Consider the following 12,161-nt stretch of genomic DNA (forward strand, 5'->3'; position numbering starts at 1 on the left):
TCTAGTGTGTTCGCATAGCTATCAACAATAACATTAGGTAGATTCAATAAATTATCTAGGTGAAAATCCATATTGGGGAGGGGGCTAAAATTCCGCTATCGCTACATTTTACCCCATTCTCCCCATATTAGCGGGAGAGCCACCTCGACAAGCAGTTTCCAGGAGTGGGAAAAGATATTGCTGAAATTATTCAAACATTTTTCTCTCTTTTTTCAGACGTATTCAATAATATCTTTCGTGATATTATTGTTGCTTAATATAAAAACAAACTATTCTTTATTGTCTAAAATAATATATATTTAAAATGGCTGCCGAACCAAAATTAACAAAGGAACAGTTAATAAAATTAATCGAACAATTAGAGAAAAATCCCAATGATACAATCGGGCTTCTTGGAGATGCTGGAATAACTGTGTTGGGGGCTGCTGGAGCAGCCACAGCAGTATCACTTATAGGAACAACAGCTTCTATACCTCTAGTTACCGCATTAACAGGTATTAGTTTCGTTGTGGCCGCTCCTTTTGCTGCTGTTGCAGGTGCGGCAGTAGTTGGCGGAGCCGCTTTCTATGGTGTATCGAGACTGATCAAAGATGGTGGACTTAATGAAGGTAAGCGCAAACAGTTATTGAATGAACTCAATGAAAAGCTAAAAGAAACTGAAATCAATGAGAGACAGTCTAACCTTAACGGTCTAGACAAGACAAAATTTTATTCTTTCTTAAAAGAACCTCTCAAACATAAACTGATTAGTCCTGATGATGCTCAGAAATTGATTAAATCGGTAGAAAGTGGTCATATCTCGCTTAGTGCAGCTTACAAACTTGTGCGCGATCTGTACTAAGATATTTCGATTAAGTTACCTCTCCTACCAACACATCATCCCCATCAATCCAAAGAATTAAAATAGGTATTTTTTTAGATGCCGAACCATAGTTTTTGAATTAATTGTTGTTTGTGAAGATATTAATGTTGTTATATCCTAAAATCCTAAATCCATTTGTGCTGCTTTTGCTGCTACCAATATCTCCTCATCCGACTTCGTACCCCAATCGGGATCGCCGATTTCTTCATAGAATTTCTGGTCGTAAGGACGAGTGCGGACTACCACGGGCATCGGTACGGCATGTCCTAATACTAACGCTTGTTGTTTGGAATCTAACTTTGCTAACACAGATTTTAAACCCTGTGCGCCGGATACGCCTGTAAAGATCGCATCGATATCTTTTTCGTCATTAATTAACGCTGTAATCCGCGTCCCAATTTGGGACATGATCTCATTATCGATACCCGATGGACGTTGATCGACAATTAGTAATGTCACGAAAAACTTCCGCATTTCCCGAGCGATCGTGCCGAAGATGGTACTCTTGGCAATAGCCGGATCTAAGAATCGATGGGCTTCCTCGATCGTGATAATCAGTGGATAAGGTCGATCGGATTCCTGTTTGCTTTGGAGATATTGTTCGGCTTTATTGACGTATAGTTTATGAATCCGGCGGGTGAGCATATTTGTCACCAACATATAGGATAGTAAATCTGATTGATTGCCAAATTCAATTACGATATTTTTACCCGCGCTCAGAGCTTGGATCAAACTTTTGAGATTATCCTGACGGCTGATTGGACGCAGATATTTGAGCTTTTCTAGCCGCATTAATTTGCGTTGTAAAGAAGAGATCGATCCTTTATGCCCTTTCCCCGATTCACAGAAGATGGTGATATCTTCATTTGTCATTTCCAGTAAGCGACTAATCCAAGTATTACCATATTCGCTGGCTAGAATATTGGCATTGTCTAGGGCGGCGTCTGATAACCCCAGTTCGCGCGATACTAATTGTAAGTCTTCGATATCGATCATCTCATAGGTGAGATAGAGATCCTGCGCGTCACGAATGCCCCTGGCGCGGCTGGATTCGGGATCGAGAGTGTAGACGACTACTTCGTTGGGAAATAATTGCCGCAATCCTTTAACCGTGCGGACATTTTTGCCTTCCTGCACGGCTTCCCAGCCGTATTCTGAGTGCATGTCAAAGATCAGATTGACGGCAACTTTTTTGCGAATTACGCCAGCGAGTAAGAGTCGAGTCAGGAATGATTTTCCCGTCCCTGATTTTCCAAATACACCATTACTCCGTTCGACAAACTTTTTCAAATCTAAGCATACCGGAACATCCATATCCAATGGTTGCCCGATCGAGAAATTCTTGCGCGTCGGATCGTCTTCCCAGCCAAATACCGATCGAAAGTCGTTCTCATTAGCATCAAATACTTGGCTGAAGTGGCTGGGAACTGTTTTGACGGGCAGAAGCTCCCATTCCATATTTGTCTGCGCTTCAAATGATGCTAGCGCGGCTTTTCCATTTTCACTTTTAGCTTTTTTGCCTTTACCGTTACCATTTAGACTCGCGCCGCCATTTAGTGATGGTGGAATTTGACTAAATTTATTGAGCATCAACATCGGCGAAAGATTTACCGTGCCATAAGTACCACTCCCCGACAAAACATCGAGCAAAAAGTCATCTTCTGGATGAGGCGGATTGACTAAAATTCGATCGCTCGATGTCCCCAAACAGACATCTGTTAACAAGCAAAAGAAATCATATTGTCGTCCTCGCACTACCAAAAATTTGCCCACCCGCATATCTTCGACGGAAATATCGGGATGCAGTCGCACTTCCAATCCACCAGTGAGCGAACCTTCTATTACTGAGCCGAGGGGTTTATTCATCATATGGTAGATACTGAATGCAGGTGCGCCCAAACCCTCATCGCTGAAAATTTTTACGGGTTGGATATTATTTCTAACATTAATAGCACAAATTTACCATCATTTTCTCATCGTTCGGGACTTGTAGGGGCGGGTTTTTGCTAGAACTTCATTGTTAAAACAAATAATTAGCGGACAAAACCCGCCCAACCTCGCCAGAATGATGAAATGGCGATCATTTACAGATAAATTATGTCGATATCAAAAAAATATGCCAGAGATCGCTTGTGGGGTTGGGCTTTGCTGGCTAGTTAACCCAAGTTGCTACCTACAACCCAAGCGGTTAGAAACCGCTCCTCAGAATGCAAAGTCCGTCTACGCGGACTAGTTTATTAGTCCGCGTAGGCAGGCTTTTGCCGCTCGCGGCAACAACCGGACTTTGCAACATTAGCCGCGACTTTAGTCGCAGGCATTCTATATCGACAGCTCGACAATATTAACCGATCGCAGCATGTCCGAAAGCTAAACCAGCGACTAACATTCCCAAGACTAGAAAAGGTTGGGCACTAGCTTGATATTTGACATCATTTTCTAAAGGATTACGGAGAAAATACATGTCTTGAAAGGTAATCTGTGGGATGATTAGCAATAACAGAATTGCTGCATAGAGATTTTGGTGAATGGTAATCAGATAGATGCCGATTCCAGCTTGGAAGATATCAATCATCAGTACGCAAATCCAAGCAGATGTAGTAATCCCAAACATGACTGGGAGAGACTTTAATCCAAACTGCTTATCGCCTTCGACACTTTTAAAATCATTGACGATCGCGATGCCTAGCCCTGCTAAACTATAAAATAGTGTCATCACAACTATCGTCCAATTTAGGGTGCCAAATAAAGCATGACCAGCCCACCAAGGTAAGGCAATATAACTTGCACCTAGAGCGTAAGTACCCAACCAGCCGTTTTGTTTTAGCTTTAGTGGTGGAGCTGAATAAATATAAGCAACAATCGCACCACCGATCGCCAAACAAGTCATAATTGGAAAGTCATGATTTGCAGCTCGATCGAGAATATAAGCAACCCCAATCCCACCAAATAATAAGATGAAAATTTGGACGACTACTTGAGATCCCGAAATTGCCCCCGAAGGAATCGGACGATAAGGTTCATTGACAGCATCGATCTCGCGATCGTACCACTCATTTACTACCTGAGTATAACCAGTCAATAATGGCCCAGACATTAACATACATAATGCCGCTTTGAGAACATTCTCGATCGACCAAGTATACGCACCCGAAGACGCCGCACCACAGACAACCCCCCACATCAGCGGAATCCAGGTAATCGGTTTCATCAATTGCAACCGAATCTTCCAAATTGAAGCCGCTTCAGTCGAAGCACCCTTCATCCCTAACATTTGTCGTGTCTTCGCACCCTTATTCTCGGATGACTCAACTGGCAGATCGCTCATAATAAATTCAGGGAGTGCTATTTTATTCTAGGCTCAAGTAGTAAGCCCTAATCTAAAGTGTATAACTACCAAAGCTGGCAGTCAAATCTAATTTCAACATCAAATCGTTTCTCAGACTCACTTTAGCTTAGTTCGATCGAGAATATCTATGCTGACAGTTCGCCAGTTGTTGCAATACAAACCGAATGGAAAACAGATCGTCGCGCTGACAGCGTGGGATTTTGCGATCGCCCAAATTTTAGATGCAGCGGGAGTAGATCTGATCCTCGTCGGTGATTCTCTAGCAATGGTAGCGTTGGGATATGAAAATACTTTACCCCTAACTCTCGCTGAAATCATCCACCACGCTCAAGCAGTGAAGCGCGGGGTGAAAAATGCGCTGATTGTGGTCGATTTGCCATTCCTGAGCTACCAAACTAGTATTGAGGATGCGATCGCATCAGCCGGAAGAATCCTCAAGGAGACAGGCGCACAGGCAGTCAAACTTGAAGGCGGGTATCCAGCGATGGTAGAGACGGTATCCAGGCTGGTTGAGATCGGTATCCCCGTGATGGGACATATTGGCTTGACACCTCAATCGGTGCATCAACTAGGCTATCGTCAACAGGGGCACTCAGAAAGCGATCGAGAACGTCTGATCTCCGCCGCAATCGCCTTAGAACGAGTGGGTGCATTTTCGCTCGTCTTAGAACATATTCCCGCTGATTTAGCTCAACTAATCTCCCAAAAACTCTCGATTCCGACGATCGGTATTGGGGCAGGAACAGGCTGTGATGGACAGGTATTAGTAACAGCAGATCTCTTGGGTTTAACGCAGCGACAGCCACCTTTTGCGAAGGCTTATGTCGATTTACGATCGATTATCACTCAAGCAGTGCAAGACTACGCTACCGATGTCAAATCAGTCGAGAGCTAGCATCTGTAGGGGCGGATTGATACTATCCCTGACAAAGCTAAAAATTTAATTTACAACCCACAGGATGGAGAATTAACCCCCACAAAACGGTTTGATAATTGGTAATTGATGATGCACAGGTACGGGGAAGATTGGCTAAAGTTTGTCAAACAACAGCGGGTAATCGCGGTAATTCGATCGAGCGATCTGCGCGTAGGCAAAAAGATGGCGCAGGCGGTGGCGGCTGGGGGGATTAAATTAATTGAAATCACCGCCAATAGCGATCGACCGTGGGAATTAATTGAGTCACTACGTGCAGAATTACCAGATTGCTCGATCGGTGCGGGGACAGTATTGAGTCTAGCCGATGTCCGCAATGCGATCGCTTGTGGTGCTGAATATATTTTTACGCCACATCTCGATCTGAGTCTGATTCAAGCTGCAACTACCGCCACAATTCCGATTGTCCCTGGAGCCTTGACGCCGACAGAAATTGTCAGCGCGTGGCAATCTGGCGCAACAGCAGTAAAAGTATTTCCCATTCAAGCGGTGGGTGGGGTTAGTTATTTACAGGTACTACAGGGGCCAATCGGTCAGATTCCCCTGATTCCCACTGGTGGAGTGACGGTCATTAATGCTGCCGATTTTTTGGCTGCTGGGGCGGTAGCGGTGGGATTAGCTGGCTCTTTATTTCCTCAAGCTGAAATTGTGCGGGAAGATTGGCAGAGTCTGCGCGATCGAGCCAGTAATTTAATTATGAGAATAAAAATCTCACCTAGATCAAATCAAATCGGTGACAGATGACGGCGAATGCGGTGGAGATAGCCGTAATCCCGATCGCCATCGCGGGGTGTTGTCCCTGGGAAATCGCCAGCGATGTTACTACTCCAGAGCCAAGTGCAGCGGGCATAGCTACATCGAATAAGGAGTGACCTAATCTATTCTTGTACATAATTTTTTACGATAATAAAGATCGCAGGTACTATCAACAATGATTTAATAGTTCCTTGCAGCTTATCATTCGATTCGATCGTTGCCATCCCAATTATGAGGCTTTGCAACTAATATTCATGATTAGATATGCTTCTTCATGTTAAGCCGGAATCACTGGCTCCAGATCCTCATCGCACAGATCGCCTAGTTTTGAGGCTATTGCTGGAGTACAGTATACTAAAATCATCGCCTGACCGTTATCGAGCGCGTAAAACTGACAGCCATCGTGCTGAATCTCTTCCATCACATAGGAGAGCGTCAACATATCTGCCCAATCATCGTTAATATCTACCGTCCAGTGCTGTCTTTTGTCTTGAATAGTATATTCCAGCCAGCACTCACCTGCTGCTAGATCGATATAGTCCACAATATCTGTCAGAGCGTCTGGCAATCCAGTCAGCAGACACAGGTTTTGGACGATTTTTACATAGTCGCCAGTAGAGACGATACACTCCGTGTCAAAATTCCAGACTCGATTGCAAATTCGTCGTCCCCACGGTTCCCGCTCTACTTCGCTCCCAAACGAGAACAGCAGCAGCTCAAACGGCTTTTGTTCCAAATCGTGACGATCGACAGCGTAAATGATATCCTCGATCGTGATGTCAGGATTGAGGATTAGTCCGAGTTCTGCTAGTTTAGCTAACTGTGTTTCTAGTTTCACGTTACTCCATTGGTGACAAGTTCAACAGTTGACAGTTGACAGTTGAGGAAGCCTCAGCGTGTATTGCACCAAGCAGACAGCGATTCGTCACACTTGGGCTTCTGCTACAGATTTGATATAATCAAAATAGTAAATATTATAACAGTACGAGATTAATCTGAGCGAATGTTAGAACTAAAACTACAGCAACTTCGCCATCTATTTGTAGAAATGGAGCAAGCTTTAATTGCTTATTCGGGAGGGATTGATAGTACCTTAGTTGCTAAAATTGCCTATGATGTTTTGGGCGATCGAGCTTTGGCAGTCACTGCAAAATCACCATCTTTATTGCCTGAAGAATTAGAAGATGCGATCGAGCAAGCAAACTCGATCGGGATCGCTCATCAGATTGTCGAAACTCACGAGATGGACAACATAAATTATTCATCCAACCCAATTAATCGGTGCTATTTTTGTAAGAGCGAACTCCACGACACACTCAAGCCATTAGCATTGAAACTTGGATACCTATATGTAATTGATGGTGTCAATGCTGACGATTTACAAGACTATCGCCCAGGCATTCAAGCAGCTAAAGAACGGGGTGCTAGATCGCCATTAGCCGAACTCGGCATCACTAAACTAGAAGTTCGAGAAATTGCCAGATCGCTCGGTTTGTCATGTTGGAATAAACCCGCCCAACCCTGTTTGAGTTCGCGGTTTCCATATGGTGAAGAAATTACGATTCCTAAATTAAATCGTGTGGGTAGAGCTGAGATTTATTTACGTCGCTTGGGTTATGAAAATGTCCGAGTTCGATCGACAGCAGACACTGCTAAAATTGAGTTGCCAGTAGAGATGATCCAAAGATTTATTACCAATACTGACTTATTAGAACTAACTGAAACCTTTCGGTCGTTTGGATTTGTCTATGTTACTTTAGATCTAGAAGGATATCGCAGTGGTAAGTTAAATCAAGTATTACCCCAACTTGCTAATCGATCGGATATTTAGTTAACTTCATCCAAAAAATTAGTTTTATCTCGATCTAAAGATACTGCGTAGGGCGGGCACTGCCCGCCAGCTATATTTCAGGTATTAAAAACTAAATTATCAATTATCAATTATTTTAATCTAGAGCTGATGCGTAGCTACAAAAACTACCCCTGTTTATTAAGTTGGTTTAATAACCACAGCGAACCAACAATGCCAATAAAATGAGCTGTAATCGTGTGTGTATTAGCGAGAACGATAAAAATATCCAAAGGCTGAATAATCTTACTCAAAGCATCAGGGCTAAATACGGCAAAAGATGTGACAGAGGATAGGGACTTACCCAGCAGCGTTCCGGCGATCGATTCTGCGCCTAGTACACTAGATCCCATCCCCAGCACGGAAGATAATAAACCCCAGCGGACAATCTTAATCGTCTCAGCTTTCTTGGGACGGAGATCGGGATTTCTGAGTTTGCGAGAGATGATGACATAGCGAAATGACCAGTAGGTGCTACCATATAGCACCAGCAAGCCACCTACGGCAAAAAGTAGGCTTCCACCCGTACCAGGATTAGTCGCGCCCGTGCTGGCAAAGGGCAACGCAAATAGGAAAATTAAACTTGAAACCACAGCTAAAATAAGTTGCAGCCAAAATCCCGCCCAGCCTACCCGTCGGAGTTGGGCGGCAATTTTTTTAACCGTTTGCGGAGTGTTGCTGTTAATTTCCAGATTCGACATAAATATTAGTTAAGAAATTAATAAGAATATAGGATAATTATCCCTTGACGTAAATTGAATGAGTTAAGCTAAAAACTGGGTATTTAGATTCGCTCGAATAATCCGCTCCCCCCGTTACCTACAGAGATTGTTTTCCGGTCTTGCTTTTACAGATTTATCGTAACAACCTGCTTAAAGTCAGCACTGACACTCTCGACATTCGATCCAGCTTTGACGCTAGGTGAGAATGAACTATGAACACCAACATTATAAGGTGGTAACAGCTATGAACTTTGAAGATATTTATTGCTTTTTCCGCAACCCGCCCCCACTCTATCTCAACCAAGAGTTGGCAGTTTGTTATATTCTTGATATTCTACTTCAAGGCGATTCTTATGGTACTGAATTGATTGCCAAATTGGAGCACGAATCTTCCACATATCGGCTCTCAGATACCGTCTTGTACAGTGCCATCAAGTTCTTGGAAGGTTCCGGTACCATCGTTGGGTACTGGAAAAAAGTTGAAGGTCGCGGTCGCCCGCGCCGGATGTATCAAATCGATGCTGAGTGGACGACTAAAGCGAGAGAGCTGGCACATTTCTGGGAGCAATATTCCGATCCCGATTCGACATCTTCCACTGATACATCATCTGTGGACAGCCCAGCATTATCGCTCGGTAGTTAAACAGTTGACAGTTGACAGTTATGTGGGCGGGTCCTCCGCCCAGTAAAGTTGACAGCGATTCGCGCCCGCCTTTATTTCCTGATGGTTGCGCGTGCAATTCTCCTGATGGAGAGGCTACGCCAACGAGACAGCGAGGTTTTTAGGATGGGGTCTAAATCCCATCCTAAAAAGCGGATTCATTTTCGGACGGGTTTCCCGTCCATGAAAATGAACCAAGCACAATCCATCTAAAAGGTGGGGGATTTAGCGGATGCAATCACGCGGAGGGAACTTCCGTGCTGGGCGGGGAACCCGCCTAGCAATGTGTTGCACCAAGCAAACACCGAAGCCATAGCTTCTGCTCTTTGTTAGAAATTAGGGGAAACTCTACAGCTATTCGTCGATCTGCAATGTCAATCAATAAAGCAGGTATGGCACCTGCTTTATTAGTGGTTAGATGTGTTAGCTTAGATTCCGGTATCGATCTACTTTGATGGCTACTTTAGGGTTTAAGTCCTCTCCTGTTAAAACTCAGTTGGATCGACTCGCAAATTTTAACTGTCAATTGGTTTAATAATGGCTACTAAACGGATTTTGATCTGGTATCGGAACGATCTGCGCTTACACGACCATGAGCCACTGACTCATGCTCTCAAACAAGATGCGATCGTCATTCCATTATATTGCTTTGACGATCGCCAGTTTGGTCAGACTAGTTTTGGGTTTCCCAAGACAGGTGCATTTCGATCGCAATTTCTCCTCGAAAGCGTTGCCGATTTACAAAAATCTTGGCAATCTCGCGGTAGCGATCTGACAATCCGGCGGGGATTACCAGAAGTAATTATCCCTAAACTAGTCGAGCAATGGGGAATTACGGATGTCTATTATCATCACGAAGTTACGCCCGAAGAAATTAATGTCAGCACTACACTAGAACGATCGCTCAAAGCGATTAATGTTAATTTAAGATCTTTTTGGGGTCATACTCTTTATCGACTTCAGGATTTACCGTTCGATCTGCCAAATTTGCCCGAACTATTTACCAAATTTCGCAAGGATGTAGAACGAGATTCCCAGATCCAAAAACCTTTACCCACACCAGCTAATCTACCCCCACTACCCACACTCGATCTTGGTAAATTACCCAGCCTTGCCGATTTGGGTGCCCAAGCACCTGAGCATGACTCGCGGGGAGTTTTGGCATACCACGGTGGCGAAACTGCGGGAATCGATCGATTAAATGATTATTTTTGGCAGCAAGATCGATTGCGCGTTTATAAAGAAACTCGTAATGGCATGTTAGGTGCAGATTATTCTTCTAAATTTTCAGCTTGGTTGGCTTTTGGATGTCTATCACCGCGATATATCGACGGACAAGTCCGAAAATACGAGGATGAGCGGATCGAAAATGACTCGACTTACTGGTTGATTTTTGAGCTATTGTGGCGGGATTATTTTCGGTTTATTTGTGCCAAACATGGCGTTAGTATGTTCAAACGTTCGGGACTCCAAGGCGTCGATCTCAGTTGGAAACAAGACTGGGAGCGGTTCGACTTGTGGCGCGAGGGCAAAACCGGATTTCCGTTGGTAGATGCCAATATGCGAGAGCTGGCTGCTACTGGATTTATGTCCAATCGCGGACGGCAAAATGTCGCCAGCTTCTTAACCAAAAATCTGGGGATCGATTGGCGGATGGGTGCAGAATGGTTTGAATCTGTACTAATTGATTATGATGTCTGTAGCAATTGGGGGAATTGGAACTATACAGCAGGTGTTGGTAATGATGCACGCGGTTTCCGCTTTTTTAATATTACCAAACAGTCTCTAGATTACGATCGCGAGGGTAAATATGTTAAACATTGGTTGCCTGAACTCGCTCAAATTCCTGCGGCTAAGGTACATGAGCCTTGGAAACTTTTACCTGTGGAGCAGGAGCGATTTGGTATGAATCTTGGGGTCGATTATCCACAGCCTGTGGTAGATTTATTTAAGTCTGCCAAAGCTAATGAGGCAATCTATAATAGTGCCTTTAACATATCTAGTAGTTCTAGCGATCGACCCGTTCCCAAACGTCGCTCTAAGTAAATAAAGGTCAATAAACCTCCTACAAAATTACTTATTCTATCTTTTAACATCAACTATCCCAATGATTATTTACCGATCGCTAAAGATTGGTTGAATATACCGACAATTATATGTGTAGATTGATTTTGAACTTTTGCAGGAAGTCTATTACACTGGTAAGATAGATCGCTGACAACTAGGACAAACGGCATGAATTGTTAATTGGCAATCGAGTAGATGATAGCCTTCTTTTTTAGAAGTTTTGTCACCGATTTTCAAGACAGATTCATTTTTGAATTCGATCGTTTGATTGCATTTGACGCAGATCAGATGGTGGTGATGGTGATAGGGCTGATTGATTTCGTAGTGTTTATGATCTTCGGCTAACTCCAGTTCGCGCAAAATCCCCATCCGTGCCATGAGTTTGACCGTACGGTAGATAGTAGATAAACTAATATCATGTCCTTCGGCTTGGAGCAGATCGTACAAGTCTTCTGCGCTCAGATGTTTACCCGCCGCTAAGTTTTGAAAAATATCTAGAATGATCTGCCGTTGGGGCGTGAGTCGCCAGCCGCGCTCGTGCAATTCAGCTTTGAGAGAGTCTGCTGTGTAGAATGACATGCTCATCACCCAATTTTTATAGTCAGTTACCATGATACCTAACTTGGGGTCTATTTGCAACAAGCAAGACTTATTGAGAATAACTCTCTTTTAATTAGACTTTAAACTTTAGACTTTAAACTTTAGGCTTTAGGCTTTAGGCTGTGGGCTTTAGGTATTAGGCTGTGGGCTTTAGGCTGTGGGCTTTAAGTATTAGGAAATGAAGCAACCGCTTGCGTGTTCAAGCCTAACATCTAACATCTAACACTACCCCTGTTAAGGTGACAAAAGCATGACTAAGTAGGGCTTGCTGAATAAGTCTAGCGATCGAATCTAGCCGCCACACAACTTGCAAATCTTGAGGTTCTCGATCGATTTCTAAAATTATCCGCCGAGAACCCTTGCA

Annotated in this window: 12 protein-coding genes; 6 read left to right on the forward strand and 6 right to left on the reverse strand. The window is 43.7% G+C overall.

Translation table 11 applies throughout. The features are described from left to right. Positions 1 to 304: 304 nt before the first annotated feature. Positions 305 to 841 (forward strand): hypothetical protein, encoded by a 537-nt coding sequence (locus tag ACEW9J_RS01275; RefSeq protein ID WP_373543341.1) that lies wholly within the window; start codon positions 305 to 307, stop codon positions 839 to 841. 138 nt (positions 842 to 979) lie between these two features. On the opposite strand, the gene ACEW9J_RS01280 is transcribed toward ACEW9J_RS01275, so the two are convergent. Next, positions 980 to 2,728, reverse strand: a complete 1,749-nt coding sequence (locus ACEW9J_RS01280; RefSeq protein ID WP_373543350.1) for a helicase HerA domain-containing protein — start codon at positions 2,726 to 2,728, stop codon at positions 980 to 982. Between the two features lie 475 nt (positions 2,729 to 3,203). Continuing rightward, positions 3,204 to 4,187 (reverse strand): chlorophyll synthase ChlG, encoded by a 984-nt coding sequence (chlG, locus tag ACEW9J_RS01285; RefSeq protein WP_373543342.1) that lies wholly within the window; start codon positions 4,185 to 4,187, stop codon positions 3,204 to 3,206. A gap of 148 nt (positions 4,188 to 4,335) precedes the next feature. On the opposite strand from chlG, the gene panB reads away from it, so the two are divergent. Together panB and ACEW9J_RS01295 are read left to right on the forward strand one after the other, a co-directional pair. Then, the gene (panB, locus tag ACEW9J_RS01290) at positions 4,336 to 5,103 is read left to right on the forward strand and encodes a 3-methyl-2-oxobutanoate hydroxymethyltransferase (RefSeq protein WP_373543343.1); all 768 of its coding nucleotides are present in this window, start codon (positions 4,336 to 4,338) and stop codon (positions 5,101 to 5,103) included. A 108-nt stretch (positions 5,104 to 5,211) separates the two neighbouring features. Next, the gene (locus ACEW9J_RS01295; protein WP_373543344.1) at positions 5,212 to 5,886 is read left to right on the forward strand and encodes a bifunctional 4-hydroxy-2-oxoglutarate aldolase/2-dehydro-3-deoxy-phosphogluconate aldolase; all 675 of its coding nucleotides are present in this window, start codon (positions 5,212 to 5,214) and stop codon (positions 5,884 to 5,886) included. Here ACEW9J_RS01295 and ACEW9J_RS01300 read toward each other — a convergent pair. Together ACEW9J_RS01300 and ACEW9J_RS01305 are read right to left on the reverse strand one after the other, a co-directional pair. Next, the gene (locus tag ACEW9J_RS01300; protein WP_373543345.1) at positions 5,858 to 6,034 is read right to left on the reverse strand and encodes a hypothetical protein; all 177 of its coding nucleotides are present in this window, start codon (positions 6,032 to 6,034) and stop codon (positions 5,858 to 5,860) included. The genes ACEW9J_RS01295 and ACEW9J_RS01300 overlap by 29 nt on opposite strands. A gap of 141 nt (positions 6,035 to 6,175) precedes the next feature. Continuing rightward, a complete protein-coding gene (locus ACEW9J_RS01305; RefSeq protein ID WP_373543346.1) occupies positions 6,176 to 6,736 on the reverse strand; it encodes a hypothetical protein in 561 nt (186 codons plus the stop codon). 165 nt (positions 6,737 to 6,901) lie between these two features. Between ACEW9J_RS01305 and larE the strand changes: the two genes are divergently transcribed. Continuing rightward, the gene (gene larE / locus ACEW9J_RS01310) at positions 6,902 to 7,729 is read left to right on the forward strand and encodes an ATP-dependent sacrificial sulfur transferase LarE (protein ID WP_373543347.1); all 828 of its coding nucleotides are present in this window, start codon (positions 6,902 to 6,904) and stop codon (positions 7,727 to 7,729) included. 146 nt (positions 7,730 to 7,875) lie between these two features. On the opposite strand, the gene ACEW9J_RS01315 is transcribed toward larE, so the two are convergent. Next, positions 7,876 to 8,448, reverse strand: coding sequence for a DUF3611 family protein (locus tag ACEW9J_RS01315; protein ID WP_373543348.1), 573 nt, complete (start codon positions 8,446 to 8,448; stop codon positions 7,876 to 7,878). A gap of 265 nt (positions 8,449 to 8,713) precedes the next feature. On the opposite strand from ACEW9J_RS01315, the gene ACEW9J_RS01320 reads away from it, so the two are divergent. Further along, a complete protein-coding gene (locus tag ACEW9J_RS01320) occupies positions 8,714 to 9,112 on the forward strand; it encodes a PadR family transcriptional regulator (RefSeq protein WP_373543351.1) in 399 nt (132 codons plus the stop codon). Between the two features lie 555 nt (positions 9,113 to 9,667). Further along, a complete protein-coding gene (locus ACEW9J_RS01325) occupies positions 9,668 to 11,176 on the forward strand; it encodes a DASH family cryptochrome (protein WP_373543349.1) in 1,509 nt (502 codons plus the stop codon). 147 nt (positions 11,177 to 11,323) lie between these two features. Here ACEW9J_RS01325 and ACEW9J_RS01330 read toward each other — a convergent pair whose 3' ends face one another. Further along, entirely contained in the window at positions 11,324 to 11,776 is a 453-nt protein-coding gene (locus ACEW9J_RS01330) for a Fur family transcriptional regulator (RefSeq protein ID WP_373543352.1), read from the reverse strand. Positions 11,777 to 12,161: the final 385 nt, after the last annotated feature.

This window comes from Chamaesiphon sp. (assembly GCF_041737865.1).
Lineage (GTDB): Bacteria > Cyanobacteriota > Cyanobacteriia > Cyanobacteriales > Chamaesiphonaceae > Chamaesiphon.

Excerpts from the sequence above, each read along its gene's own strand:
- ACEW9J_RS01275 (WP_373543341.1), top strand. The coding sequence starts at position 305 with ATGGCTGCCGAACCAAAATTAACAAAGGAACAGTTAATAAAATTAATC.
- ACEW9J_RS01280 (WP_373543350.1), bottom strand. The coding sequence starts at position 2,728 with ATGAATAAACCCCTCGGCTCAGTAATAGAAGGTTCGCTCACTGGTGGA.
- chlG (WP_373543342.1), bottom strand. The coding sequence starts at position 4,187 with ATGAGCGATCTGCCAGTTGAGTCATCCGAGAATAAGGGTGCGAAGACA.
- panB (WP_373543343.1), top strand. The coding sequence starts at position 4,336 with ATGCTGACAGTTCGCCAGTTGTTGCAATACAAACCGAATGGAAAACAG.
- ACEW9J_RS01295 (WP_373543344.1), top strand. The coding sequence starts at position 5,212 with ATGATGCACAGGTACGGGGAAGATTGGCTAAAGTTTGTCAAACAACAG.
- ACEW9J_RS01300 (WP_373543345.1), bottom strand. The coding sequence starts at position 6,034 with ATGTACAAGAATAGATTAGGTCACTCCTTATTCGATGTAGCTATGCCC.
- larE (WP_373543347.1), top strand. The coding sequence starts at position 6,902 with ATGTTAGAACTAAAACTACAGCAACTTCGCCATCTATTTGTAGAAATG.
- ACEW9J_RS01315 (WP_373543348.1), bottom strand. The coding sequence starts at position 8,448 with ATGTCGAATCTGGAAATTAACAGCAACACTCCGCAAACGGTTAAAAAA.
- ACEW9J_RS01320 (WP_373543351.1), top strand. The coding sequence starts at position 8,714 with ATGAACTTTGAAGATATTTATTGCTTTTTCCGCAACCCGCCCCCACTC.
- ACEW9J_RS01325 (WP_373543349.1), top strand. The coding sequence starts at position 9,668 with ATGGCTACTAAACGGATTTTGATCTGGTATCGGAACGATCTGCGCTTA.
- ACEW9J_RS01330 (WP_373543352.1), bottom strand. The coding sequence starts at position 11,776 with ATGTCATTCTACACAGCAGACTCTCTCAAAGCTGAATTGCACGAGCGC.